The organism is Paenibacillus polymyxa, assembly GCF_015710975.1.
Lineage (GTDB): Bacteria > Bacillota > Bacilli > Paenibacillales > Paenibacillaceae > Paenibacillus > Paenibacillus polymyxa.
The window spans coordinates 5,099,039-5,124,423 of sequence record NZ_CP049783.1; the positions used below are offsets into that span (position 1 = coordinate 5,099,039).

Sequence of the window (25,385 nt, forward strand, 5' to 3'; positions counted from 1 at the left end):
CGCTTAAAACAGCTTGTTGTTGTCTTCCTTATCAAAATATTCTTTGTGATTCTATCCTATGATACTACGATGATGTGAGAAACTACGCCGCCATCATACTTATGGTATCGAAATTCGCTTGTTTTGCTGAGATGTGACTCCAGAGCAACTTATTATTGACGATACTGATCATAACTTCTGGTTCTATTACATCCTGGTAGGAAAGCATAACCAAAGTTGCAATATCTCCCATCTGATATGCAGCCGTTAATGCCCTTAGAAAAGTTTTCGATTTTTCACTTTCTGGTAAGGATAATTCGCCTTTTAAGAGTTCCTCCTGAACTGCTCCTAGCGATTTTCGTGCCCGATGAAGTGCAACTTTTACCGCTCCCTCTGTTGTGCCCAGTATGTCGGATGTTTCACTAATCGAAAATGCGAACACATCTCGCAGCAGGAAGACAGTTCTCTGAAGCGGTGATAGATGATTCATTAAGGACTGCAACGCTATCTCAATTTCATAAGTTCCATGATCCGGTTCAGTCACTTTCGCTTGTTCCCTATTCAATATCCGAGTGAAGACTGCTTTTCTCCGTATCTCATCAATCCAGGTGTTTTTAGCAATCCGCAGCAGAAGCGCTTTGGGATTGGTATGTTCGAAATTGTTTAACTTTCCTAATGCTTTTACCCAAGTATTCTGAGCCAATTCTTCCGCATCCCAATTTGATTTCGTAAGCGACAGACAGTAACGCTTCAGGACCGCCTGTAATTCGTCAAAGTTGTGGATGTTCACTGAATTGTCTGTCATCTGTATAGAATCATCTATGTTCATAGGCCTTCTCCTCCACAGTCATATTCTGCCCTCTGCTAAAGCAAAACCATTTGCTACCTTCATTGTAAACGAATTAGGGGTTGTAGAAGTTACACCATATACGCAAATCGTTTTTCTAATAAAAACTCCGTATCTTTTTACAGTCTGGGTTCGTTTACAAGAAGAAATCAATTGAACCAAGAAAATGGGGGTATACAAAATGAGTGTTTATGTTCCTTATGTTGTTGAGCAAACCGCTCAAGGTGAACGATCATACGATATCTATTCCAGACTGTTAAAGGATCGCATTGTGTTTGTAGGAGCAGCCATCGACGATCAATTAGCCAACAGCATTATTGCTCAATTATTGTTTCTAGCAGCAGAAGATCCGGAAAAAGATATTTACATGTATATCAACAGCCCAGGTGGCTCTACTTCCGCAGGATTTGCCATTTATGATACGATGCAGTACATCAAGCCCGAGGTGCATACGATATGTACGGGATTTGCTGCTTCGTTTGGCGCCATCCTCTTGCTGGCTGGTGCCAAAGGAAAACGTTCTGCACTGCCGAACAGTGAAATTATGATCCATCAGCCGCACGGCGGCGCACAAGGCCAGGCCAGCGATATTGCGATCAGCGCAAAACGAATTTTATGGACTCGTGAAAAGGCAACCCGTATCACAGCTGAACGGACTGGGCAACCTTTGGAAAAAGTGGAGAAAGACATGGACCGGGATTTTTTCATGTCTGCTCAGGAAGCACTGGAGTATGGCATCATCGATCAAGTGATAACTTCTTTGTAGAGTATGCACAAGACGACTTTATGCTTTCCCTGCTCCGGCCAAGAAACTACAAAAAACACGAGGTGATATCATGTTAGCAAGCTTGCAAGGCAAGGAAGTAACTATTCATTTCATTGACGGAACATGTGCAAGCGACGGGGTATTGGACCAGATTGACGACAAGTATGTTAAATACCTTACGCAATATCAGACGCTTGTTATTCCAATTACGTCCATTCGCACCGTATCCATAGACATTAAAGAAAAACAATCCAACAGAGTTGGATTCGCCCCATAAATCTAACATAGTATCACAGGTAATCGCCGATCCCACAAGTTTAAGCCATCCTTCCATGATTTGTGGAATCGGCAACCCGCATGGGTGAAAATTTCATTTTACGGAGGCATGGTATTATGGAAATCTCAAAGGGAGTGGAAATGCTTCAACTAGATTTTATTGGGAACAGGATTCATCCCATTCTGTTGTGGGATCGAGAAATGGCAGTGTTAGTAGATACAGGATTTCCAGGACAAATTGAAGATTTACGCTCGGCTATGGAAAAGGTAGGCGTATCGTTTGGCAAACTAAAAGCTGTGATTTTGACACATCAGGATGTGGATCATATAGGTTGTCTTCCTGAGATTTTGCAGGAGTGTGGCAACAATATTACAGTATATGCGCATGAGCTGGATAAGCCGTATATTCAAGGGGAACTCCCTCTTTTAAAAGATGGTCACCTTGAGAATCCCCCGAAGGGCAGAGTGGACAATACCTTAATAGATGGTCAGGAACTGCCGTTTTGCGGAACAATTCGAGTCATCCATACGCCTGGGCATACCCCTGGTCATATCAGCCTTTATTTGAAGCAAAGTAAGATTCTCATTGCTGGTGATTCGATGTACAGCGAAAACGGGATTCTCAGAGGAATTCATGCTCCGACTACACCTAATATAAGTGAAGCTCGTCTCTCATTGAAAAAGTACTTGGATCTCGACATTGCATCGGTGGTTTGTTATCACGGGGGATTAAGTAATGTAGAAGTTAATGACCAGATATTAGGACTTAGCAAAGGATTATAAAATTTACTCTTAGTTACGATATCAAAACTGGATTCCCTTGTAGATCGAAAGGGTCCGGTTTTTTCAGTTATGTGAGATGCCTCCATGTAGCGACTAGCGCAAAAATTCAATAAGAATTAATGATTGCTGCTTCCGTTGGCGGTGAACAATACTATTAAGAAAATTTATATGGTTTAATTCTTTCTAGATCTTTCATAATACAACAAATTGATTAACCCTTGAAACTGTAAATACAAGACCCCACTTTAACGAGATCGGAAGATACTGAATTTCCAATGCATATGCCAATATTTTTCTTCTCAGCTATTGAAGTTGAAATTTGAACCGAGCTAACGCTTAACACTGTCTCAACTTGATCTGCATTTTTAATAAGAATTTTATCTCCTATGATTTTTTTATTTCTGGGTAGGTTAAATGATCCAATTCTTTGTTTGTTCCTACTATGATTGTTCCTTCATCTATTGACTCAAAAGCCAAACTAACATTCATTATTTTTTCCATTTTAGACGTTGCCCTTATCGTTCTTCAATATATAGTCCACCCTTTACAATTTGGATTAGAACAACAACCACCTACTCTTTTAGATAATGTATTTTTTGTATTTTTGCAGAATTCATCTCTCACATTAACCGATCCTCCTAGCAATATGTATTTAAAAAGAACTTTATAGTAATAGTGATGAGAGACGTATTTCGGCTAGTTACTCAAATGATTTGAGTTGTTATTGGCATACTAAACATCTACTTTGATTAGTTTCATAGCTAAATATTACTATTACGCCCACCAATCTTTATCAAATAAAAGTTTATCCCTCGAAAGTTGGATTACAGAATGTGTAAACAAACTTTCTCATCTATAAAGAAAGCCATCTGTCTACACGTATTTCCCAAGCCTTATACTGCACCTATGTAATAAAAAAAGTAACTCCTAATGTGAGAGCTACTTAAAAAAGCTTAAATGGCATTGCCATTTGTTTCTACGATTTTTGTAAAGATAGTTTATATAATTCACTTACGATTCAATAGTCGTTTTTTCTACGAAGTTTCCATTCTCTTTAATAATCATCCTTGCCAACCTTCGTCCCGCTCTCTTAAAGAAAAATTCGTCAGTATAATTCTCTGAAACTATCGCTGAAATTTGATTTATGACCTCATTCTTTTTGTCATATTCTATTTTCCCCATTACATCCTCGCTCGGTCCATAACTATATACGACTCTTTCCTCGTCTTCGTAATCTTTTAACATGATTATATATACGGCCATTATTCTCACTCCTCGTAAATCTTCTCCCAATTCCACGGTCTTCCAGATTCTACAGTTTTATCATGCGCTGTTCTGTAATTCGTATGAAATATGCCTTCAAATCTCGATTCAAAAAGCTCATGATGTAGTAATTGTACATCAGAATCCACATACTTCCCATCGATTAATCTCTCCCACGCTTGTGATAGCTCAAAGTCTGGGTCAAATCTCCCGATTCCATGATCTTTAATGTGGATATCGTTAAAAACATGGTCTTTAATTCTTTGAATTCTATTTTGTGAAAAACCGGTATTTTTAGAAATATCTTCTACGTCTTAATTTCCTAAATTCCTAAATTTTTCATACAACTCTTCTGCAATAGCTTCTTCTCTAAAAAATTGGTCTGGAGAAATATTACGAGCACCAGATTCAGCATAATTAAAATCGTTTGATTTTATAATAGAAGAACGCTGTTCACTTTCTTTTAAGATATTGCTCGTACTTTTAGCGCCTTCATACTTAACGGATCCCTCCAAAAGATTTTTGGGCTTAATCAGTGCTTTGGTCGACGTAGAACCTATCATCAATCCTGCTGTACCAATCATATTAGCCCAGTGTTCCTTTGACCACGCATTGGTAGGATTGAATGCACCCTGAATCATGCCTGTTACTCCAAATGTACCGAAATTGAGCATGTCATTCCATGAATCGTTTTGTTTGGCTGCTCGTTCCATGTACCCTTGATACATTCCTTTTGGAATACCGTACGTCATATAATCCATGAAGCTCCAGAATGAATCAAATTTTTTCTCATATCGTTCTGAATTAGCTACTACAAAATCCTGACCAAGCTCTGCTAAGCTATCCGCCGATTTTTGGAAAGCATTTCGAGTATCTGGAGCAGGAACAGAACATGAATTAGGTGGAGGTGGTAAACAACTGGCGTCAATATTACCTGTTTCCAATAAATCAGTTAATCTAAACTTATCTGCATGATGGCGCAATTCTTTTGCAATAGAATCTGTAAGTGTAACAAATTCATTCATATTCTTCTGGGATGTTTGAAATCTGTAATAGAATTGCTCCTTCGTTATGCCCTCCCAGAATCGTCCCATAAACGAGATATGCTGCGATAACTTACTATTCATCTGCATCACCGTTTGCAGCGCAAGCTCAAACTTCTTAGAGACAGCTATAAGTTGTTCGGGTGTCACTTTAATGGTTGTCATAATGTACCTCATTTTGAGTTCGTTAGGACATAATACCATTATTCTAATTTATGGAAAACCTGCTTCATTCCTAATTGTTATAAGAATCAGAAGACTTATTCCCTATGACCTCTGACTTATATTTATTCAAATACTTCTCTTTTGCTGTCCATTCCTAAAATACATCTTACTTAAGTTATATGATTCACCTTATAAAAATAAGCCGATACATTGAAAGCTCGATCTCTTAGTTTCGGTAGTTTATCCCATCAATTATTTCAATTATCGTCAAAGCCCCTGCTTTGTACCCTGAAATATAATCTGAGGCAGATAATATAGAAATCAGTACATCATTTAAATCGGATAGTTCTTCGATTAATTCGTAATCTTGTTCCGACAATTTTGCTTTTAATGCTTTCATAGAAGCGGATATTTTCTGATGGACTAGCTCAAGCTCAGGGTTTTTAGGGTTGGTTCGTTCGCTTGGGTACCATTTTCCATAGTATAAATCCTCCAAGATACTCATATATTCATCTTCTTCTCCCTTTTAATAAGATTTTGTGTAAATTCCAGAATCGTAGATGCATTTTGTTCCCTGAAAATAGAATATCCCATTGTAATGTCAATAATGATGATTTAGCGAATATATCACTAGAAACCATTAAAAAGCCCTATCCCGTAGGATAGAGCTCTACATTTCTAATGACAACTTTGCAAAGTTGCATTGTCTACTCTAATTTATCTCATCTAATTGTTCGGCTGATTAAACTAATTTGGTATCAAAGTGTGTTTCGAAACTGAATCGATTATTAGATCCCAATCGTCATAGTGAATCTCATGCCCGGCACCTTCCAATGTCAGTAAAACCGCACCTGGAATTTCATTAGCAAGATGCATTCCGTGTTCATAAGGGATAATCGGATCCTCAGTACCGTGAATCACTAGGGCAGGGATGGTTATTTCCCCTGTCCTAGCCAAATAGGATTCTCCACCTGACAGCATAGCGTGATTGTTCATACTAGCCATATTGTTGCTTCGTTTCCAATCTTCTTTTGCCAATTGATAAACCTTATTCTCATCGAAGGGATGCTTTGAACCTACTAGAATTTTTGATCTACCCACCACAAAATCGACCACCGATTGTTCGTTCGTCCAATCTATTGCTTCCATATTCGAGAAATAGTCCATTACCTTTTCCTCCATCGGTGGAAGATCTGGAGCAAAATTGGACGTTGCTAAAAGAGTCACGGTTAATACTCTGTCTGGATGTCGTAGAGCTATCATCTGAGTCAGCATTCCGCCCATAGACATTCCTACGATATGCGCTTGATTAATCTTATAAGCATCCAAAACTCGAATCGCATCATCTGCCATGTCTTCAAAAGTATAGTCTGGTTGACCCGGTTCATAAGTTGTAGAACGTCCGACATCTCGGTTATCGTAACGAACGACAAAACGACCTGTATCAGCTAAACGCTGGCAGAATTCTTCCTCCCACCAGATCAGTGAGGATTGAGCGCCAATAATCAGTAATATTGCTGGGCGAACTCGCTCGCCGAAACTCTCACTACAGATTTCTATTGCATCGCTTTTTATAAGTAGTTCATTCATGTAGAATTCCTCCCTTCAATGATATATAACAAAAAAACACCGAATATTACCTTCATCACTTATCCCCACAAAGTATTCAGTACCCCTGCCTTAGGCAGACAGAAATTACTGATCTACTCGGTCGCTAATTTAAGATATTTTGTTGCAAGAAATTCAGAAAATTCCTTTGCATAGAGCCAAGCGGTAGAATTTTTCTCATTATACTGAACCTCCAATGCTGCCCATTGATGTTAAATGACCATATTACAGAAGACAGGAGTCCAGAGTGATATTTTTGCTCTTGTAAATCAGCTACTTCAAATTCAACTTTTTGTACTACTTTAGTGGAAAATAGATTGAGGAAAAGCATAATAATCCGATCATTATTTAGAAGTAATATAGCTCGACTTGTATAAGCCGAAAAGCTTTGTGGAGTTGAATAGCAGATAAGCATGTCAGATTCTCTATGAGGTTCTGCTAGCTTATCGATCAATTTTTTTGTAATGAATAGCATGATCAAATACCTCTCTATTTGGATGTTTAAATGAATTGACAGAAAAGAATATCCGTCAAAAATATTATACTACATAAGTAAACTATTCCAAAAAAGGATAGTCATCTGTAGCCTGTTTAAACATCTCCCTCCTCCTCAATTTAAATTTGACATATACTCAAATGCTGTTATCCCATAGACACTTTTAAAGTGTTTATTTAAATGAGTTAAATCCACAAAACCACATTCTGCTACTGCTGAATAAATATCTTTATTTTTTTCTATTAACTGCTTTGCACGTTCGATCTTGCTGTTAAGAAAGTATTGGTATGGTGGAATTCCAGTATGAGCATTGAATAATCGGATAAACTGAAATTTCGATAAATTAAGCTCTTTACATATCACGTCAAGTTTAAGTACGCGTTCTACGTCGGTATGAATCATATCCTTCGCTTTTCTTATTAGAACGTTATCTTTCTTATCGTCAGTGGAAAGATTAGTTTGAAAAAGATAATCCGTGAGGGATAAGAGTAATTCACTACACAAAGCCTCATCTTTTTCACTTAATATTGCATTAGAAAGACTTAATATTTTTTGTTCAAGAGTATAGTCATACACAATCGGAGTTGAAAAACGTATAATATCCTTTTTCTCAATAATTTCTAAAAGCAATTGTGGCTCAATATATAGCATGACATAATCAAGGCCCATCTCATTATGCGCCATTCCGTCATGGGCCTGTTCTGGATTAAAAAGCATCACACCATTTTGATAGGATAATTGTAAGCTACCATCCAAGGTATATTCTTGAATACCACGCAACGTTACGCCTACTGCATACTCCTGATGAGAGTGCTTCTTATATTTAAAGTCAGAAAGACTTGCTGATAGTGCAGTAATACCTGCTGATTTTTTATAGATAAATTTGTCCACTTCAATCACCCCTGTTAGGTACACCTACATCCATATCATTATGGCAGCATAAGCTAGAAATAAGGCCATTATTACATTAACAATCTTTTTATGCTTCTGTAAAAACTCCTTGAAAATGGCACCGAAAAGAACCCATGCCACAAAGGCTAAAAATCCAATAAGACTTATTGCGATAATACTTATCATGATTGCAGGCAATGCGATATAGTGAGGCATAATGAAACTAGGAATTACAGTCATTGTGAAAAGTACTACCTTTGGATTTAAAAACTGCATAAAAAAGCCTGACGTAAAGGTAGCTGTTTGCTTTACTGTCGGATTGGATGTATCCATTTTATAAACTTGGTATGCGAGATACAACATATAACAGCTTCCAATGATCTGCATAACAATTAAAATTTTAGGTATAATCGTTATAAGCATCGTATTCAATATAGCAGAAATAACAAGTAATAGACCAAAAGCAATGGTTGCTCCATATGTATATTTCATTGCTTTTTTCGCCCCGAAATTATGCACTGTAGATAATATAACGATATTGGTAGGACCCGGTGTAAAAGTAGCAATAAAACAATAAATTAAAATTGATGTAATATTCATGAGGAAAACTCCTTTTAGCATATTCTCATGCCATATTACATCTTCAGATAAACGACCATATAGTATGTTATTGCAGGTAAAATTACATAGCCGAGTCCCCCTCCATTGAAGATGTTATTAATCTTAACGAAATGAATAAATCATGATTATTGTGGTATTATTTCGGATTATTGTTAATACTACGAATCTGAGGAGGGTAATAATGAAGTTACATACCAAATTTTCAAGACAATTATGCCGGAATATAGATCTCATTTGTGACTTCATGGGAAACAGTTCGGATTTTGTTGTTCGTGAAATCACAGCTGGCCATAAACACGCCGCGCTTTTTTATTTGGACGGAATGATTGACATGCAAAAGGTACAGGACAACGTGATCCGTCCGTTGCATGATCGTGTTTCCTCTGATGAGATTACTTTACCGTTATTGAAAAACGCAATTTTGGACATTGGTGAAGCAAGCTTTACTCAAAACTTTGAAGATGCCTTGGAACAGATTCTCTCGGGTGGTCTTCTCCTACTACTGGACGATATGGATGAAGGTCTGGTCATTTCTTTGCCTGGATGGGAAGAACGCAGCATTTCGGACTCGAAGACACAGCCAGTGGTCAGAGGTCCGCAAGAAGCGTTTACAGAAACTTTACGTACGAATACGACTATGGTTCGTCGAAGGGTGAAGGATACAAGAGTACGTCTTACTGCGGTAAAAGTTGGCGAAAAAACTAAGACCGATATATCTGTCATGTATTTACATGGAGTCGCTGACCCAAAAAAGGTGCAGGACATGATATCCAAGTTAAAGAACATGCAAGTAGAAGGTGTGCTTGAAAGCGAATATTTGGAAGAATGTCTCCATGAAGATAAGCAATTCACGATATTTCCACTCTTTTATAATTCTGATCGCCCAGACTCCATTGCAGCAGGAATCATGGAGGGGAAAATTGCAATATTTGTGGATGGATCTCCCTTCGCCATCCTTGCACCTGCGGTGTTTGCAGATTTCCTCCAATCCGCAGAAGATTATTATCAGTCCTATGTTTACGGTAGTATCATTCGAATATTAAGGTACATCTGCCTAACAATCTGTATGTTGGCTCCGGCCATTTATGTCGCATTAACGACATTCCATCAGGATATGATTCCAACAGTTTTATTATTAAGCTTATCTGCGCAACGTGAAGGAGTTCCATTCCCAGCATTTATTGAGGCGATGATCATGGAAGTGGTTTTTGAAATTCTGAGGGAGGCAGGTCTCCGTATGCCACGGACGGTCGGTCAAGCCGTTTCTATTGTCGGGTCCATCGTGATTGGCCAGGCAGCTGTAGAAGCAAACATCGTTTCGGCTGTTATGGTCATTGTTGTTGCAATAACTGCCATTTCGAGCTTTGTCATTCCCTCGTACACCTTTGCTATTCCAATTCGGATATTACGTTTCGCTTTCATAGGCATAGCCGCTATGTTTGGTGTGTACGGATTGACTGTCGGTATTCTCATGCTCTTTGTGCATCTAAACGGGCTCCATTCATTCGGTGTACCGTATTTGAGTCCCTTTGCCAATTACAAATCGTCGGAGCAGAGGGACGCCATATTGCGTTTTCCATATAAAACTAAAAAACAACGCAAAAACTAAAGGAGTAGACCATCATGAACTCGTACCGATCCACCATTTTATTAATGTTTATGTGCATCTGGCTAATGGTGTTTCTTACGGGTTGCTGGAACAGTAAGGAATTGAGCGCAATTTCCGTCGTGATGGCTCTGGGCATTGATGCAGTTGATGACCAATATGAAGTCAGTTTACAAGTGGTTGACCCATCGAAAATGTCTCAGAATTCCCCTATGGAACGGACGCCAACGATCGTTTTTTCCAAACGCGCCGATACCATATTTGAAGCTATTCGAAAATTAACAACAGAATCGTCCCGAAAAATGTATATGTCTCACTTAAAATTTGTCATTTTTGATGAAAAAACAGCAAAAAAAGGAATCAAGGAGCCGTTGGACTTTCTATTCCGTGACCATGAAGTTCGGCCTGATTTCTTTTTGGCCGTTGTCAGAGAAAACTCAGCAAAGGAGGCCGTTACTTTTGTAGCTCCAACCGAAGTCTTGCCTGCAATGGATATGTATAAGGCATTAAAGAACTCTGAAAAAGCATGGGCTCCAACTTCCGCAGTCAATGTAAAAGATCTTTTGCAGAAATTTACGAAGGATGGCATTGAACCAGTTCTCACCGGTATTCGAATGACAAACCTAGAAAAAGGTCTAACTATTGATAATGTGACAAAGTCGCCCCAACATGTTAAATATTTTTTCACTGGAATTGGTGTTTTCAAGGGCGATCGACTTATCGATTGGATGGATGATTCGCAAAGTAAAGCCTTTACCTATATATCCAACCGTGTTTCCAGTACCGTAGCTTCCATCAATTGTCCGAATTCCAAAGGAAAATTTGTTGTTGAAGTAATCCGTTCCAAAGTAAAAATACGCCCAGAAATAATAGACCATGAGCCACGCATTTCTCTTATTGTGGATACAGAATCCAATATCGGAACGGTCTCGTGCAATGCCAACCTTAAGAATGAAGAGACATTTAGAAATCTTCAAGAAACAGCTAAAGAGCATCTGGAACAGTCTTTGAAGGGAGGCATTCGAAACGCACAACAAATGGGTTCCGATATATTCGGATTTGGAGAAGCTTTTCACCGCAAGTTCCCGCATGAATGGCATAGATGGAAAGAGCATTGGCCACAAAAATTCCAAACTCTTAAAGTGGATATTCAGCTCAATTATCGTTTAGTTCGGTTCGGAGACATTACCAGTCCAATTGATATGGGAATACACAATCAGGAGTGAGTACATATGCTTTATGTTATTCTCGTAACTTCCATTTTAGCATCGTTGTATGAGTTTAAAAAATTTAAAGAGAAACAATACGTACGTGAAATTGTATTCAGCTCAATATTGTTGAGTATAGGCGTCATATTGATTATCCTACGGATCGTCAGCATTAAACTGCCGACTCCACTGACGGGCATTCAAATCCTATTTCAACCGATAAGCCGGTTACTTACAGAAATGTTATCTTAAGGAGGTATTGGGGTGAATTCCAACTTGACCGTTCGACAAGCTATTATGTGGTTTGCATTATATCAAATAGGAAGCGCATATCTGGTACTCCCAGCGGCAATTACCGCTACCGCTAAACAAGATGCCTGGCTCTCCATCCCAGTCTCCTTAGGGTTTCATCTGTTATTGATACCTTTATATGCCTCCATCGCTAGGCAAATACAGGGAAAATCTTTCGTAGAGCATCTCCGTTGCCTCTTCGGTCCTTTTTTGGGCGGGACAATCAGCATCGTTTTCATTTTTTTCTTTCCCTTTCTTGTGTTCATTATGACGCTTCGAAATCTGGGCGACTTTATCACGATAGCTATTATGCCTGAAACTCCCCCCGACGCGATATATTTCATCATGCTAATAGTCATTTATTTCGCCGTTCGATCAGGCCCTGCTGTAATTGGCCGTTGTGCGGAAATCCTGTTTTTTTTCCTTCTTGTTCTGTATCTTTTGGTCAGGATTACCCTTCTTCCTGAGAGCAACATAGATAATGTGCTCCCTATTTTTGAGTATGGTTTAAACCCTATCGTTCTCGCTTCGTTCAATTTGTTTGCCTTTCCCTATCTTGAGGCATTTCTGTATCTTTTTTTCGCACAGTACATCCCTGATCCAAAAAAGTGGAGAAAGACAGTGATAACATGTGCTTTGATTAGCGGCGGCATGTATTTTTTCATGGTTCTACAAATAATCGCCGTGATGAGTGAAGGTGTTGTATCTAATTTGACGTTTCCTACTTTTTTTATTAACCGAACAATCAGTAGCGGAGAGTTTCTTCAACGGTTTGAAATTTTTGTTGCCGTGTTTTGGTTTGTCACCATTTTTTTCCGACTCGCACTGCTTTTATATGTGTCAGCGCAAGGGCTTGCAGATGCTTTTCGCCTGCGGAGCGCTAACTCTCTCTTAATTCCTCTGATCCTAATTGCAATGGCAATGGTTCATTCTATCTGGCCAAACATGCAGTTTATAACCATGTTTTTTTCAGTATGGCCTTTTTACGCCATGATTTTCGGTATTGTGTTTCCTATTGTGTTATGGCTGATGGGCAAGGTAGGCGGCTCGTTGAAATTACGTAAAAAGTATCACTAAAGTTGCGTTGGCTGTATAAACATACGGTCCTCAAATAAACTTTTGTTGTACTCATTATTGCAATTTAGCAAGAAGTAGCTCCAGTTCCTCCTTCTCAAGATGTCTCCATTGCCCACGTTCCAGATGATCCAAGGTAATATTCATAATTCGAACACGCTCCAGCTTTAGCACCCTGTAGCCCAAAGCCTTGCACATTCTACGAATTTGCAGATTCAATCCCTGTGTCAAAATAATACGAAACTCGTATTCGCTTATACGATCAACCTTACACGGTTTGGTAATGACGTTCAATATTTCAACGCCGCGAGACATGGTCTGTGTAAATTCATCTGTAACAGGCTTGTCTACCCTCACCACGTATTCCTTCTCATGACCATGCTCGGAACGCATCATTTGGTTGACAATGCTTCCATCGTTGGTTAATAAAATGAGTCCCTCTGACGCCTTATCCAGTCTGCCAATGGCAAAAATACGTGAAGGATAATTGATATAACGAATAATATTGCCCTCCACTTGCTCCGCTGCCGTACATACAATGCCGATAGGCTTATTTAATGCCAAATATACGGATTCACTACGGTCAACCGGAATAGCTTCCCCATCAATTAACACGATATCCTGTGGCTCTACTTCCGCGCCTGCTTCACATACGCTGCCATTAATTGTAATACGCCCTGCCGCAATCAGCCTGTTCGTTTCCCGACGTGAGCAGAATCCTGTCTCACTAATGTACTTGTTAATTCGCATGATTCACTTCCTTTACATTGTAGTATCAGATTTATAGATAACTATAGAGAGTGCATCTGCATTGTTTTATTAAAAAACATCTGATTACATAAGCATAATCAGATGTTCGCCTTTGAAGACAATCCTATACATGCTCGGCTTACTTACTTCTGCCGCCTCGATTCCCACTTGGCTTGGCAGCGCCGCTTTTTACAGCTCCGGCCGCTGTATTTCCCGGCGCACTTGCAGCAGCGCTTTTCCGCCTTACTGGCTTCGCTGTTTTGTTCCAGCGTGTCCAGCCTTTACTTCCCGTACCTCTGCCGGTTCCGCCACCCTTACTTTTTCCACCCATATTATAATCACTCCATGACTAGTCGTTCAGATTTAACTAAGCTATCATACCATTACTTTGAACATAATGCCTGTTTGTTTTGAAAACAGAAGCAATGAATTGAAAATATTTATGTATACCAGTCCTGATCTACTATAAATCTGCGATAAGTAGCTTTACCGTTTGTTATAGTTGTATTTTTTTGGATTTTTAGATTTTCAATTCGCAAAATTAGGTGCCAAAAAAAGGACAGCATAATCATGTGAAAGCTCACACATGTTAGTCTCTGGGCGAAAAAAATGTTTACTTAAATTCCTTTAAAGGATAATTTTATCCTAAGAATGAGGGTGTTAAATGAGTACTGATGTAAAGTTATATGTGGCTCGCCACGGTATTGGAACTGGTAATGAGCCAGATGCTCCACTCAGTTCAGATGGCTTTAATCAGGCGGAACAGTTAGCTGGTTTTCTGTCCCAAATGGAAGATTTACATGTAGACCGTTTGATTTCCAGTCCATATACGCGAGCCTGGCAGACTGCGGAAATCATCGAAGAAAGATTAAAAATCAAACTTGGTCCACCTGGAAACCGCCTTAGAGAGCAAGGAGTAAGAGGCGTTACCGAAGAGGAATCGGATGAAATGGTTATCGCCCGGGTCACTTCCCTAACGGAAGAGTTACTGAAAAGCGATCAACACACCTTTCTGTTAGTCACCCATCGCTTGATCCTAACACTTCTGTTGCATCACTATGCTCCAGATTTTGTTCTGGAGGAGATAACAAATCCGGATCTCTATCTTTTAACGTTTCGTGATGGAAAGTGCCAGGTGAAGCGTTTGTGGAATACGATGCAGCCTGTTGTAGTTTAATTCAAAAAAACTGGGAGGTAAACTAATTATGCAAGGAATGCTGGAAAGAAATCGCATCACTACTGTTACCAAACCGGATGTATCCAACATGTCTCTTTGTATCGAAAATGTGAAGAAGGCTGTGCTCTCCAATCTTCAGGGACCGTCAGATCCTACAGACTATCATCAACTGATGGGAAGACTCCACGCGGCCAAAGCCAAGCTGCCTAAAATATATCAAGAAACGGTTGCAAGTCCGTTTATTAAAGAACTGGACGAGCTCGGGCAACAAGGCTTCACTGAAATTTTAATTCAGGACCCAAGCAGAACTAGAGCTGCTGGACTCATGCTGGATATTGCTCAGAGCATTTTGCAAAATGGAGAAGGCTACAATGTCCTCGCGACCGATGCTTTTCAGGAAATTGTGAGCGACCTGTATGACGGTTTTCTTAGCGCAGAAGATCGCCAAGGAATAAAAGAACCAGATCTCAGTATCATTCCAGCACTTGTAAAATGGGGAGCGCCGGAAAATGGCCCATACACTTGGCCTGCTGACGCCACAGCCGTATTTAAAGTGCAAGCAGCTATAGTTAGCCTTCCTCCTGCACATGCGACAAACGGTCTAATGGCTTGGTCCAGTATCCCGCATGAAGTATGTGGTCATGATATTTTGCATGCTGATCTGGGTCTACTTCAAGAGTTGGCCAATGTCGTCAGAAACAGATTAAACAGCGAAAATATTGGACAAGGGCTACCGGACTACTGGGCTTCTCGCATTGATGAAACCGCGTCTGATGTATTGGGTGTCCTAAATTTGGGACCAGCAGCTGCCATTGGTTTGGTCGCTTATTTTCGGGGTATGAATGCCGCGTTTTCCGGCAGAGCTCAACTTCGAAATGAGGGACCTGCCCGTGATCCACACGCCGCAGATATTTTACGGGGATACTTGGGTGCCTACGCCACTGCATTGTTGGAATTTGACCAAGCTGGAGCATGGGCGGAAATCATTGAATCGGAAACCGACAAGGATTTGTCCAATATTAAACTTAACGGCAGAGCTATCGACGCTAACACAGCAAAACGTTCTGCACGTATTGTGGCAGAATCCATAATGAAGACTAAACTTATAAGCCTCGAAAACCACAGTCTGGATGAAATCCAGAACTGGAGAAACGAGGATGAGAGCGTCGCCGCACATTTACGAACCTTGCTGCAAACTACAGGTTCGCTTACTGACGAGCACCGTTCCGGCTTCTACGCTGCGCATGTGGTAGCTGCTGCTATCACCGAGGGTCTTTCTCGCGAAGCGGATCTGCAAGTTATATTTAATCGGATGATATCGCTGTTAAAGCTGATGCACGACACCAATCCTGCTTGGGGACCACTTTTCGTACAGCATCCCGGCGACATTTCACGTCATCTGCTCTATCATCCAGCCTCTCCAAACTTGATTTCCATCTAGACAATCCATAATCATAACCCGCAAAAAGTTTGTTTAAGGCAAGCATCCTTTTTGCGGGTTACTTTCCTTTAAAAGACCTCCCCCTTAACGGCTAGGTGTTAGCATGTCAGCAAGAGTGTATTTTTGCTTGTGCACAGGTTAATAATGAAAATAAGAAATTAGCCTGTAAAAAATCAGCCAAAAGGGAATGACGCAGATGTCAGTTGATGTTTATCTTAACTTTAATGGAAACTGTCGCGAGGCAGCAGAATTTTACGCACATGCTTTTGGGACTGAGAAGCCAAAGATCATGACGTTCGGGGAAGCACCGCCCAACCCCGATTATCCTCTACCAGAAGAAGCCAAAAATCTGGTCATGCATACGCGGCTTCAAATTGATGGAAGTAATGTGATGCTTTCAGACGTTTTTCCTGGTATGCCTTTTGTTGCGGGAAACAACATCAGCCTCGCCATCGTCAATAAGGACGAGGAGAAAATTCGATCATACTTTCACAAATTAAAAGAAGGCGCGACCGTAAACATGGAGCTTCAAGAAACATTCTGGAGCAAATGCTACGGTAGCCTTAAAGATAAGTTTGGAATTGAATGGCAATTAAGCTATGATAACGAAATGACCGACAGTTAGTGTCATGCGACAATTAAGCCCTCGCAAGCTATTCTGATTGAATGCTTTAGGCTACGTTTGCTCAGAACAATCCATCACTTCAATTCGTTACTCAGGTCAGTTTCTAGGGAATCTACCTAGGGCACTTCCATGTTCCTATGGCACCTGTATCATCCTATAGAACTTAAAAGTGCGTACTTCCAGATTATTTTCCTGCAGGCCACGATTATGAGATATTGGATTTACATGGGGTTGGTTTTGATCCTGTTTTAAAAGGGGTGGATGAACCAGACTGGTCCGTTGAGGAACAGTCCTTTTCCCCTGAAGTAGAAATGGAAATAAGGCGGATGAAGGAGCACGATGCGTTGGCATTTGTTTTTCCACTTTGGTGGTGGAATTTTCCAGTTATGCTGAATGGTTATATTTACCGTGTATGGAACAATGGGTTTGCGTACGGTTCGAATTACCTTCATCATCAGCATATCTCGTGGATTGGCTTGGCTGGCGTTTCGAAAGAACAGCTGAAAAAGCGTAACTATGATGAAATGATTACTCATTTGCTGAACGTGGGTATTGCGGATTATTGCGGTGTTTCCAACCCAAGGTTGAATTCTTAGATGAAACTCTGGATTCAAATTCCGATCATTATGAAATATTGCTGGATCAAACTTATCGCTTGGGTCTGAATTATGGCTTTATTACCATCTCCTCTTCTAAGTATGGAATCCTAACAGAACGCGAGAGAGAATTATCTTTCCACAAGCCGCTAACCCATCCATAATTTCCGTGGAAGTGGGTTAGCGTTTTTTTCATTCATTAAACATTAACTGGCCTTCGACAACAAATAGAGAAAATAAGGGGTAACCAAGATAGTGATTATGATTCCGGTTGGAATATCAGCACCAAAACTGATCGTGCGTGTAAGGGTATCAGCAATCAATATAACGAGCGAGCCAACCAATGCAGTAGTAGGTAACAGCAGCTTATGATTGGGACCTACCAGTCTGCGAGCCAGATGAGGACTAACCATCCCCACAAAAAAGAAATTTCCGCCAAGTGCCACGCTACCAGAAGCCAGAGCCACTGCTGCGATCGTCAAGCCGATAAATTCCCTTTTAATGGCTACGCCAAGCCCCGATGCTGTCTGATTACCCAAGTTCAGCGTATTGAGTGTGTTAGACCTGTAAAAAACATAAAAGCAGATGGCCAGCACCCAGGGAAGCAGCACCATAATATAGTTCCAGTCGTCCCCCCACAGGTCTCCAGCCTGCCAACGCAGAGCAAAATCATACTGTTGCTTGTCTAGTCGGAGCGTCAGTAGCAGCGACAATGCGCTGTAGCCACTCCCCATAGCAACACCCGTTAAAATTAGGCCTGTAGGTGAAATGTCTCTTCCCCGCCTAAAAGCAAACATAAAAATCAAAAATGCTGCTGTGAGCCCACCTGCAAAAGCCAGCCCTGGAAGAATAATAGGCGATAGTAATCCCTCACTAGCGAACAGCGTAATATATAAAAGCACGAATAACCCCGAGCCCGAGCTGATGCCTAGTGTCCCTGGACTGGCCATGTCGTTTTTGAGCAAGCTTTGCATAATACAACCCGATATCCCCATGCCAATACCCACTAATACGGAAAGCACAATACGTGGCAGTCGAAATTCAAATACGATCAGATTCTGCTTGCTCGTTCCTTCGCCGATGATGACCTTGAAAACTTCGAGTGGGGACAGATTCATTTTCCCGACATTCATGCTGAGTACAGCAACCAGCAGTGTCAACACAGTTAACAGTAAAATAATGCTTATACCCCTGCTATTGCGGGACAGATTCAACTAAACTCCCTCCTTTGCTTGCGCACAAGGTAGAGAAAATAGGGTACGCCGACCAAAGCAAAAATTATGCCTAGCGGCGTTTCATGAGGGCGATTAATCATTCGACCCAGCAAATCTGCTGCCAGTAGAAACACTGCTCCATACAACGCTGAGGCGGGAATAATATATCGATAATCTGTACCGACCAGATAGCGTATAATGTGTGGCACGATCAAACCTACAAACCCAACAGGACCGACTACAATAACCGATAACCCCGTTAAAATTAATACGATTAAGGTTGAAAATAGCTTGATTCTATTCGCTCGAATTCCTAGGCCTGATGCCACCTCCTCTCCAAAGCTCAAGATCGTAATGGAGGGAGACAGGGCGATAGCACAGACCAAGCCCACTACAAATAGTGGTGAAATGAAAGCCAGTTCACTCCACTTGGCACTGGCTGTACCACCAGCAGACCAATAATCAAGTGCTTGACCAATCTCATACTTAATTGCGAGAAAAGTGCTGAACGCACCAAAGAGCATAGAGATGGACATTCCTGCTAGCACTAAGCGCTGAGGCGTCATCCCCCGTTTGCCTATAGACGCGATGTAGTACGTAATTCCTGTGGTGGTTGCTGCGCCCAAGCAAGAATACAGCATGGTTTCACCATAGGTGCGCCCTGGCAAAAAGGCCATACATAGCGCAATAGCAAATGTCGAGCCTGAGCTTATACCAATGAGTCCCGAGTCGGCCAATGGATTGCGAGTCGTTCCCTGCATGATCGCCCCGCACACAGCTAGGCTACACCCAACAATGATGTCCGCCACAGTGCGTGGAAAACGCAATGTATGAATAATTTGGTGTTCCGTAATATTGGGATCAAATTGAAATACAGCCCCCCATGCCAGCTTCAAGCTCATTTCCGCAGCACCAAAGGTGATGGATGCTGCGGAAACTATCATGAGCAGAAACACGCCCACAATCATGTAGCTTACAAAATGAAATATTCCTTTTTTATTTCGTTCTTTGTGAGTAGACATTGATTACACCCTTAGTTGGTCAATTATGCATCATTACTTCGTTTGTTCCAGTAATTTGCCAATAATATAATCTAGCTGTCCTGTCATACTAGCAACGTCCGAATAGTAGAAAAGTCCTGCATATTTCGCTGGAATTTCGATGATGTGCCCATTTTTGACGGCTGGAATACTGCTCCAGATTTTGGTTTTCGCATATTCGGATTCTTTGCCTTCCTGCTTAAACCACAGGACATAATCCCCAAAGTATTCAGCAGCTACCTCATAGGATAAAGAACCTCGACTCTCTCCGGAGTTTTTAATCAATGTGTTGAGTTTTTTCGGTTTATGAAGTCCTAGATAATCGTAAAGCAACGTTCCTCCACGTGAGCCTGTTTCATAATATATTCCGTAGGAGCCACTGCCCCAGTCCTCAAAAATGCTAAACGTTTTGTCTTTGAATATGTCGGAATTTAGTTTTTCTTTGGCCTCACTCAACTTGCTTTCAAACTGTGAAATCACTTTATCCGCTTCTGCTTCATGTCCTGTGGCCTGACCAAGGAATTTCATCCGTTCCACAGACGTCATCTTACCTTCAGGTATTACAAGAACAGGTGCAATTTTGGACAGCTTATCATAATCTTTTGTATCATATGTAATGATGAGATCCGGATCGTACTTCATAATTTCCTCGGTCTCCCATTTTTCAATAACAGGAATCCCGTTAAACTTATCGTAAAAAGGCATGGTTTCTTGTTTCCAACCGAATACCGCAGCTGGCTTGATTCCCAGCGTGAATACATCGCCAATATACCAGTTCACCACTACCCGTTGGGGGTTAGCGGGCACCTTTACATCTCCTTTTATCGTAGAGACTGTACGTGTACCAGACTCACCGCTTGCCTCTTCTTTCGCGGAAGAGGCAGGTTGGGCAGATGAATCTGAGGAACTGCCAGCATTGCCACATCCTGAAATAACGAAGATCATTACGAATAGTGCACATAAAATCATGTGAAATTTCTTGTTCATCATATAATACATGTTGTAAATTCTCCTTTGAAATATAGTAATAGCAGAGCATACTTAAAATTAGTGATAGTGATACTGATAATCATTATCACTATCACTATCACTAATATAAAATTGTAAATTTCGCCTCCAAGATTGTCAACTGTTTCTTTACGTTTTAGTTACTTTAATGGATTTTCCAACGTTGCCCTTCTATTCGCTTCATGCCATTCCTGATAGATTCCTCCAATTTCATAAAATGCTTTATTTATTTCAGTTGTCAGCTCCTTCATGATCTCCTTGGTATATTTTAGATGAGTATTTCGGTTATCTACTTTATATTTACGAAGCAGATTTAGGTGAGCAATGATATGAATCGTATCTTCGATGATCCAATACATCACATCCTCTACATCTTTCGTAAGCTTATTTAGCATCTGTACGCCTCTTTCATACATTTGGAGCGTGTACCCCTGTTTGCCAACTTTCACATGCGGACTCAGATCATCATAAAAACCTGTACGGAAAGGTCGGCTTACATATTGCTCATACTGTTCTTCGTACATCGAAGTTTGTTCGAGCAGCTTAACGGTCATTTCTATGATTTCTTGTTCATTGTATATTTTTCTCATCCTATTTCATCTTCCTTTTCTATACTAAAATTTAAGTCATCATCATATTAGGTTATAGGTAATGCAATAAAATACTAAACTATTTTTTTACCAACCATTAACAATTATTTTTACTGCAAACGATAATTAGAATAGAGGGATTTTCCTCGATATTTTAATTGAAGGGGACAGGCAAATGAATAAAGTATGGGCGAAAGCATCGGCTATTTTATTGGTAGTGGTATCCCTAATCTTCAATGGAACGTACGCGCTCGCAGCTTCAGCAACATCCACGTATATCGTTACGTTTCAGCAAGCAACCCTGGTCTCGAATGACCATGTAGGCAACGATTGGGCCATCGCTGCCCAGGTGGCTGGTCAGTCCATTAGTGAAGGTAACAGCGTAAAAGTAAAAGCCAAGTCGGGTAGCAGCATTAAGCTGTATGCGTACGCTGAGGAACAAGACAAAATTCCTGATGTAGGCGAAATCACGAAAAATGTAAAGGTCTCTTCGGTTTCTTCCAAAGGTTCTACCGTTAAGTTAAGAGTCACTGTTACTGAAAATCGTGGACGATACTCAGGTCATCAAGCCGTTTGGGAATTCACCTATAAGATTAAGAAACAATCATAAAGCACTATAAATAGACCGTCACTCTCAGGAGCAGCGGTCTTCATATTTTACAAGTCAGGACAACTAGGTAGATACCATTTCGGGATATAGTTTTGATAGTAATCATATGCCTCCAAAACCTCTTCAGCTCGTTGTACCATATCGTCTACCTCTTCTTTGCCAAATGGAATGGCCCAGGGAATCGATGAAAGCTGATTGCTTGCAATATACAGTGCCATTAATCTAAAAAATAAATCCGGTACATCATTATTGAAATAACCGTGAATACGACCTGAAGCAAATAATGGGCTTAATCCTGCACACCAGGTAATACGGTTGAATTCTTCCCAGGGATCACCATAATCCAGCCTATTAAAATCAATGATCCCCAATTCACCAGATGGGGTAACCACCATATTACCGACATGATAATCCCCATGCTGAAATGTTTGGGGGCGATTTTCTAATAGATGACGGTTTTGTTCAATAAAGCTTATCGTTTGATCTGCTCCTTTTAAAACAATACCGCATGACTTAAAGTTTCTAATATATCTGTTGATTTTGGCATTATAATGTTCAGCCCATGGGACCAGGTCCTGCTCTGCATGAATCTCATGCAATTTAGCCAATACCTCTCCCGCCTGAAACCCGAGTTGATACTGCTGTTCGGCGTTTAACGATGGGATAACACCTTCAGCATCTTCCCCGTTGACCCAGGTAAATAAAGAGTATACCGACTGTCCGCTGTTGCATATCCCAAAATCAAGCGGACGGGACATTAGAATATTATCTATATGATGCAGCTTTTTTACGGATTCAAATTCTCGCTGTTTCTTGTCATATTGGGTGAAATCGGAAATTCTCAATAGTAACTCCCTACCGTCAGCGGTTTGAATATAATACTTGTTGTCACTGGACCAGCCCTTATGTATTTCTTGCACGTTGCTCCATGCGCTGGCACCCGGTATTTCACTAAAGAGTTGACTCACGCTCGCATCCCCCCACGCTAATAATAGCCTTGCTTGCTATGCCTTCCATAGTTTACCTTCAAAATGAGGGAGGAATCAATCTTCTTGCCAGCATAAACCCAAATAAAAAAGGCTGAAAAGAAAAATTATCTCTTCAACCTGACTATAAAATGAGTTGTTATCATAAATACCCATTATAATTACCTATCATAAGTACCTATCACTTATACCCTCAATTTAGTAAGCATAGGAAAACTCATTTTTAAATTCGTCTACCCGTTGAATAGTTTTCAGAATATTCCGACCTTCACGGGTACCATCAATAATACGACGTGCTTGTTTGCTGTCTCCGATGTTTACAACTTCCACTTGATGCTCTTTTCCATATTGAAGCAAGCTATCCATCAGTGGAGTGTATGAACGCATACCCAAACATACGAATCCGAGATCAAAAGGAATCTCAAACTCCTGTTCTCCACGCTTTACTTTGAAACGGTCGCTGCACACTTCCGTCAAAGCTGTCTCTGTATGGACGTTCACTTCTCGTTCCTCCACCATTTTCATCATTGAAATGCGGGTAATCATATCCAGGTCCTTACCCAATAAAGGCATCATTTCAATAATGGAAACTTCTTGAGCCCCGCGTTCTGCATAATATTCTACAACATCCAGTCCCACGGCTCCACCACCCACTACAGCAATACGTTTGCCTTCAAACTCTTGAAAGTTCTCCATATTGTTCAACAGATCAAAGATAGAAAATACTTTTGTACCCGGTTTTCCTAGTTGATCGTGCAGACCTGCAATCGGTGGAAGCAGCGGTTTGGCTCCCGTTGCATTAACAATAATATCAGGGTTCAGAGCACTAATCATCGTCAGATCTGCTCGTGTGCCTGTGACAATATTCAGATTTTTTAATTGCTTGGTGCGCTGAATCAGATAATCTGGGAAGTCATTGATGCGCGTTTTGTCTGGTAAGCGTGCAATATCACGCGCAAGGCCACCCAGTTCTGCCTTTTCTTCAAAGAGGGTTACTTGGCAGCCTACCTCAGCCGCTGTACAGGCCGCTTCCATTCCCGCGGTACCCCCACCGATCACAACGACTTGGACATTGTTTCTAACTCGTTGTTTCCGGTATTCAGCTTCCTTGAACAAATCTGGATTTACCGTACAGCAAATTGGTTTACTTTTGGAGATACGGTGATCAGCACAACCAATGTTGCAGGAGATGCATTTTCTAAGCAAATGCTCGTAGCCGTTTTGCACTTTGAGTACCCAGTTCGGTTCTGCGATCAAGCCTCTGCCCATTGCCAGAAGATCAGCGTCACCTCTTTCCAATATGTCCTGCGCAGCCTGTGGGCTCCGTATATTACCTGAGGTCATCGTGACCTTTCCGAATTTATCTTTTACTGCTTTAGCCATATAAGAGCGCCAACCATCTGGCAGGTTCATCCCGTCTATCTGGTACTGAATGGAATCATTTAGAGCTGCAGAAACGTTCAAAATATCTACCTCATCATTGAGATACTCCAGTAACTCCAGTGTATCTTCCAAGGTATTCCCACCTTCTGTAAACTCCTCCGCACTAAAACGTAAGCAAATGGGGAAGAATGGACCCACCACTGAACGAATTTCATCAATGACTAATCTGGCAAAACGAGTACGGTTTTCTGCGCTGCCGCCAAATTCATCAGTACGTTTATTGTACACCGGCGAAAGAAACTGACTCAGCAAGTAGGAATGTCCCGCGTGAATTTCAACACAGTCAAATCCTGCTCGCTGTGCTCTTCCCGCTGCTTCTCCGTATTTACGCACAATGGCATAAATTTCTTCTTTTTGCAAAGGTCTTGGAATCGCTCCACCCTTTTTAGAAGGAATATTCGAAGAAGAAACGGGTTGGACTCCGTTCAGTCGTCCAGCATAAGCCGAAGCACCCGCATGGTTAATTTGTACAGAAACACATGCTCCGTAAGAGTGCAGAGCTTCTGTTAATCTAAACAGTCCAGGAATAAACTGATCATTATCCATCCGCAGCTGGGTTGTTCCGTTCGTACCCATAGGGAAATCCAAACAAACATTTTCTACTGTGATCAGGCCGGTCCCCCCTTTGGCCCGTTGTACGTAATAGTCAATATGATCCTGAACAAAGCTTCCATCCATGGCAGCAAAGTTGGTTCCCATCGGGGGCATTACAATCCGATTCTTCAAGGTCATACGCCGTATGGTCAGAGGTTCAAATATCGCAGGATAGTGGTTCATAGTTCTTCCTCCTTGCAGTTTTGCAAATTTCATTCATTTTCAAGTTTCATTACAAAATTCATATATGTGATCTTTTTCACTTTAAAGAATATCGAAGTATTATTGAGTACGATCATTCCTTATGACTTGATTTTATATTATTCGATCTATAAATTCTAATGCTATTTTATGTGCTGAATCATAGTTTCAATCTATAGATAAAATGTAGTCC

At 40.8% G+C, this 25,385-nt stretch carries 26 protein-coding genes and 2 pseudogenes; 12 read left to right on the forward strand and 16 right to left on the reverse strand.

Annotation, left to right across the window (positions count from 1 at the left end; all coding sequences use genetic code 11):
* Positions 1-82: 82 nt before the first annotated feature.
* Positions 83-808: an RNA polymerase sigma factor gene (locus G7035_RS23305; RefSeq protein ID WP_019687194.1), complete on the reverse strand. Its 726-nt coding sequence runs from the start codon at positions 806-808 to the stop codon at positions 83-85.
* Between the two features lie 199 nt (positions 809-1,007).
* Here G7035_RS23305 and clpP point away from each other — a divergent pair, with 199 nt between their 5' ends.
* The 3 genes from clpP to G7035_RS23320 all read left to right on the forward strand — a co-directional run bounded on the left by clpP (position 1,008) and on the right by G7035_RS23320 (position 2,651).
* Positions 1,008-1,592, forward strand: coding sequence for an ATP-dependent Clp endopeptidase proteolytic subunit ClpP (clpP, locus tag G7035_RS23310; protein WP_019687193.1), 585 nt, complete (start codon positions 1,008-1,010; stop codon positions 1,590-1,592).
* A gap of 70 nt (positions 1,593-1,662) precedes the next feature.
* The gene (locus tag G7035_RS23315) at positions 1,663-1,869 is read left to right on the forward strand and encodes a hypothetical protein (protein ID WP_016819010.1); all 207 of its coding nucleotides are present in this window, start codon (positions 1,663-1,665) and stop codon (positions 1,867-1,869) included.
* Positions 1,870-1,985: 116 nt separating this feature from the next.
* The gene (locus G7035_RS23320; protein ID WP_019687192.1) at positions 1,986-2,651 is read left to right on the forward strand and encodes an MBL fold metallo-hydrolase; all 666 of its coding nucleotides are present in this window, start codon (positions 1,986-1,988) and stop codon (positions 2,649-2,651) included.
* A gap of 1,011 nt (positions 2,652-3,662) precedes the next feature.
* On the opposite strand, the gene G7035_RS23330 is transcribed toward G7035_RS23320, so the two are convergent.
* The 7 genes and pseudogenes from G7035_RS23330 to G7035_RS23360 all read right to left on the reverse strand — a co-directional run bounded on the left by G7035_RS23330 (position 3,663) and on the right by G7035_RS23360 (position 8,717).
* Positions 3,663-3,914, reverse strand: coding sequence for a hypothetical protein (locus G7035_RS23330; protein ID WP_016819008.1), 252 nt, complete (start codon positions 3,912-3,914; stop codon positions 3,663-3,665).
* 455 nt (positions 3,915-4,369) lie between these two features.
* Positions 4,370-5,122: pseudogene (locus G7035_RS23335) on the reverse strand (WXG100 family type VII secretion target); the annotation flags it as partial.
* 226 nt (positions 5,123-5,348) lie between these two features.
* Complete coding sequence (locus G7035_RS23340; RefSeq protein WP_019687189.1) at positions 5,349-5,627, reverse strand: DUF6809 family protein; 279 nt, start codon at positions 5,625-5,627, stop codon at positions 5,349-5,351.
* 242 nt (positions 5,628-5,869) lie between these two features.
* Positions 5,870-6,712 (reverse strand): alpha/beta fold macrolide esterase, encoded by an 843-nt coding sequence (gene mle / locus G7035_RS23345; protein WP_019687188.1) that lies wholly within the window; start codon positions 6,710-6,712, stop codon positions 5,870-5,872.
* A gap of 124 nt (positions 6,713-6,836) precedes the next feature.
* Positions 6,837-7,205, reverse strand: coding sequence for a hypothetical protein (locus G7035_RS23350; protein WP_019687187.1), 369 nt, complete (start codon positions 7,203-7,205; stop codon positions 6,837-6,839).
* Between the two features lie 135 nt (positions 7,206-7,340).
* The gene (locus G7035_RS23355) at positions 7,341-8,117 is read right to left on the reverse strand and encodes an AraC family transcriptional regulator (protein ID WP_019687186.1); all 777 of its coding nucleotides are present in this window, start codon (positions 8,115-8,117) and stop codon (positions 7,341-7,343) included.
* Positions 8,118-8,141: 24 nt separating this feature from the next.
* Positions 8,142-8,717 carry a LysE family translocator gene (locus tag G7035_RS23360; protein ID WP_019687185.1) on the reverse strand — a complete coding sequence of 192 codons (576 nt, stop codon included), beginning with the start codon at positions 8,715-8,717 and terminating at the stop codon, positions 8,142-8,144.
* A gap of 202 nt (positions 8,718-8,919) precedes the next feature.
* On the opposite strand from G7035_RS23360, the gene G7035_RS23365 reads away from it, so the two are divergent.
* The 4 genes from G7035_RS23365 (at position 8,920) to G7035_RS23380 (ending at position 12,920) form a co-directional block, all read left to right on the forward strand.
* Complete coding sequence (locus tag G7035_RS23365; RefSeq protein ID WP_019687184.1) at positions 8,920-10,347, forward strand: spore germination protein; 1,428 nt, start codon at positions 8,920-8,922, stop codon at positions 10,345-10,347.
* 65 nt (positions 10,348-10,412) lie between these two features.
* The gene (locus G7035_RS23370; protein WP_230877342.1) at positions 10,413-11,570 is read left to right on the forward strand and encodes a Ger(x)C family spore germination protein; all 1,158 of its coding nucleotides are present in this window, start codon (positions 10,413-10,415) and stop codon (positions 11,568-11,570) included.
* A gap of 6 nt (positions 11,571-11,576) precedes the next feature.
* A complete protein-coding gene (locus G7035_RS23375; protein WP_019687182.1) occupies positions 11,577-11,804 on the forward strand; it encodes a hypothetical protein in 228 nt (75 codons plus the stop codon).
* 12 nt (positions 11,805-11,816) lie between these two features.
* A complete protein-coding gene (locus G7035_RS23380; protein WP_019687181.1) occupies positions 11,817-12,920 on the forward strand; it encodes a GerAB/ArcD/ProY family transporter in 1,104 nt (367 codons plus the stop codon).
* Between the two features lie 54 nt (positions 12,921-12,974).
* On the opposite strand, the gene G7035_RS23385 is transcribed toward G7035_RS23380, so the two are convergent.
* Both G7035_RS23385 and G7035_RS23390 read right to left on the reverse strand, forming a co-directional pair.
* On the reverse strand, positions 12,975-13,667 hold the full coding sequence (locus tag G7035_RS23385; protein WP_019687180.1) for a pseudouridine synthase: 693 nt from the start codon (positions 13,665-13,667) through the stop codon (positions 12,975-12,977).
* A gap of 139 nt (positions 13,668-13,806) precedes the next feature.
* A complete protein-coding gene (locus G7035_RS23390; protein ID WP_019687179.1) occupies positions 13,807-13,998 on the reverse strand; it encodes a DUF3934 family protein in 192 nt (63 codons plus the stop codon).
* A 333-nt stretch (positions 13,999-14,331) separates the two neighbouring features.
* Here G7035_RS23390 and G7035_RS23395 point away from each other — a divergent pair, with 333 nt between their 5' ends.
* The 4 genes and pseudogenes from G7035_RS23395 to G7035_RS23410 form a co-directional block, all read left to right on the forward strand.
* Positions 14,332-14,844 carry a histidine phosphatase family protein gene (locus G7035_RS23395; RefSeq protein WP_016818998.1) on the forward strand — a complete coding sequence of 171 codons (513 nt, stop codon included), beginning with the start codon at positions 14,332-14,334 and terminating at the stop codon, positions 14,842-14,844.
* Between the two features lie 28 nt (positions 14,845-14,872).
* The gene (locus G7035_RS23400) at positions 14,873-16,285 is read left to right on the forward strand and encodes a hypothetical protein (protein WP_019687178.1); all 1,413 of its coding nucleotides are present in this window, start codon (positions 14,873-14,875) and stop codon (positions 16,283-16,285) included.
* A gap of 196 nt (positions 16,286-16,481) precedes the next feature.
* Complete coding sequence (locus tag G7035_RS23405) at positions 16,482-16,910, forward strand: VOC family protein (RefSeq protein WP_019687177.1); 429 nt, start codon at positions 16,482-16,484, stop codon at positions 16,908-16,910.
* A gap of 194 nt (positions 16,911-17,104) precedes the next feature.
* A pseudogene (locus tag G7035_RS23410) lies at positions 17,105-17,670 on the forward strand (NAD(P)H oxidoreductase); the annotation flags it as partial.
* A 42-nt stretch (positions 17,671-17,712) separates the two neighbouring features.
* On the opposite strand, the gene G7035_RS23415 reads toward G7035_RS23410, so the two are convergent.
* The 4 genes from G7035_RS23415 to G7035_RS23430 form a co-directional block, all read right to left on the reverse strand.
* A complete protein-coding gene (locus G7035_RS23415; RefSeq protein ID WP_017428531.1) occupies positions 17,713-18,720 on the reverse strand; it encodes a FecCD family ABC transporter permease in 1,008 nt (335 codons plus the stop codon).
* Positions 18,717-19,742: a FecCD family ABC transporter permease gene (locus G7035_RS23420; protein WP_019687175.1), complete on the reverse strand. Its 1,026-nt coding sequence runs from the start codon at positions 19,740-19,742 to the stop codon at positions 18,717-18,719. Before G7035_RS23420 ends, G7035_RS23415 begins: the two co-directional genes overlap by 4 nt.
* A 33-nt stretch (positions 19,743-19,775) precedes the next feature.
* Positions 19,776-20,759: an ABC transporter substrate-binding protein gene (locus tag G7035_RS23425; RefSeq protein WP_019687174.1), complete on the reverse strand. Its 984-nt coding sequence runs from the start codon at positions 20,757-20,759 to the stop codon at positions 19,776-19,778.
* A gap of 149 nt (positions 20,760-20,908) precedes the next feature.
* Positions 20,909-21,358 (reverse strand): immunity 63 family protein, encoded by a 450-nt coding sequence (locus G7035_RS23430; protein ID WP_017428528.1) that lies wholly within the window; start codon positions 21,356-21,358, stop codon positions 20,909-20,911.
* 175 nt (positions 21,359-21,533) lie between these two features.
* Between G7035_RS23430 and G7035_RS23435 the strand changes: the two genes are divergently transcribed.
* Positions 21,534-21,968, forward strand: coding sequence for a hypothetical protein (locus tag G7035_RS23435; RefSeq protein ID WP_017428527.1), 435 nt, complete (start codon positions 21,534-21,536; stop codon positions 21,966-21,968).
* Positions 21,969-22,015: 47 nt separating this feature from the next.
* On the opposite strand, the gene G7035_RS23440 is transcribed toward G7035_RS23435, so the two are convergent.
* Positions 22,016-22,936, reverse strand: a complete 921-nt coding sequence (locus G7035_RS23440) for an aminoglycoside phosphotransferase family protein (protein WP_019687173.1) — start codon at positions 22,934-22,936, stop codon at positions 22,016-22,018.
* A 216-nt stretch (positions 22,937-23,152) separates the two neighbouring features.
* Entirely contained in the window at positions 23,153-25,174 is a 2,022-nt protein-coding gene (locus G7035_RS23445) for an oxidoreductase (protein ID WP_019687172.1), read from the reverse strand.
* Positions 25,175-25,385: the final 211 nt, after the last annotated feature.

Excerpts from the sequence above, each read along its gene's own strand:
- G7035_RS23305 (WP_019687194.1), bottom strand. The coding sequence starts at position 808 with ATGAACATAGATGATTCTATACAGATGACAGACAATTCAGTGAACATC.
- clpP (WP_019687193.1), top strand. The coding sequence starts at position 1,008 with ATGAGTGTTTATGTTCCTTATGTTGTTGAGCAAACCGCTCAAGGTGAA.
- G7035_RS23315 (WP_016819010.1), top strand. The coding sequence starts at position 1,663 with ATGTTAGCAAGCTTGCAAGGCAAGGAAGTAACTATTCATTTCATTGAC.
- G7035_RS23320 (WP_019687192.1), top strand. The coding sequence starts at position 1,986 with ATGGAAATCTCAAAGGGAGTGGAAATGCTTCAACTAGATTTTATTGGG.
- G7035_RS23330 (WP_016819008.1), bottom strand. The coding sequence starts at position 3,914 with ATGGCCGTATATATAATCATGTTAAAAGATTACGAAGACGAGGAAAGA.
- G7035_RS23340 (WP_019687189.1), bottom strand. The coding sequence starts at position 5,627 with ATGAGTATCTTGGAGGATTTATACTATGGAAAATGGTACCCAAGCGAA.
- mle (WP_019687188.1), bottom strand. The coding sequence starts at position 6,712 with ATGAATGAACTACTTATAAAAAGCGATGCAATAGAAATCTGTAGTGAG.
- G7035_RS23350 (WP_019687187.1), bottom strand. The coding sequence starts at position 7,205 with ATGCTATTCATTACAAAAAAATTGATCGATAAGCTAGCAGAACCTCAT.
- G7035_RS23360 (WP_019687185.1), bottom strand. The coding sequence starts at position 8,717 with ATGAATATTACATCAATTTTAATTTATTGTTTTATTGCTACTTTTACA.
- G7035_RS23365 (WP_019687184.1), top strand. The coding sequence starts at position 8,920 with ATGAAGTTACATACCAAATTTTCAAGACAATTATGCCGGAATATAGAT.
- G7035_RS23370 (WP_230877342.1), top strand. The coding sequence starts at position 10,413 with ATGGTGTTTCTTACGGGTTGCTGGAACAGTAAGGAATTGAGCGCAATT.
- G7035_RS23375 (WP_019687182.1), top strand. The coding sequence starts at position 11,577 with ATGCTTTATGTTATTCTCGTAACTTCCATTTTAGCATCGTTGTATGAG.
- G7035_RS23385 (WP_019687180.1), bottom strand. The coding sequence starts at position 13,667 with ATGCGAATTAACAAGTACATTAGTGAGACAGGATTCTGCTCACGTCGG.
- G7035_RS23390 (WP_019687179.1), bottom strand. The coding sequence starts at position 13,998 with ATGGGTGGAAAAAGTAAGGGTGGCGGAACCGGCAGAGGTACGGGAAGT.
- G7035_RS23395 (WP_016818998.1), top strand. The coding sequence starts at position 14,332 with ATGAGTACTGATGTAAAGTTATATGTGGCTCGCCACGGTATTGGAACT.
- G7035_RS23400 (WP_019687178.1), top strand. The coding sequence starts at position 14,873 with ATGCAAGGAATGCTGGAAAGAAATCGCATCACTACTGTTACCAAACCG.
- G7035_RS23405 (WP_019687177.1), top strand. The coding sequence starts at position 16,482 with ATGTCAGTTGATGTTTATCTTAACTTTAATGGAAACTGTCGCGAGGCA.
- G7035_RS23420 (WP_019687175.1), bottom strand. The coding sequence starts at position 19,742 with ATGTCTACTCACAAAGAACGAAATAAAAAAGGAATATTTCATTTTGTA.
- G7035_RS23425 (WP_019687174.1), bottom strand. The coding sequence starts at position 20,759 with ATGTATTATATGATGAACAAGAAATTTCACATGATTTTATGTGCACTA.
- G7035_RS23430 (WP_017428528.1), bottom strand. The coding sequence starts at position 21,358 with ATGAGAAAAATATACAATGAACAAGAAATCATAGAAATGACCGTTAAG.
- G7035_RS23435 (WP_017428527.1), top strand. The coding sequence starts at position 21,534 with ATGAATAAAGTATGGGCGAAAGCATCGGCTATTTTATTGGTAGTGGTA.
- G7035_RS23445 (WP_019687172.1), bottom strand. The coding sequence starts at position 25,174 with ATGAACCACTATCCTGCGATATTTGAACCTCTGACCATACGGCGTATG.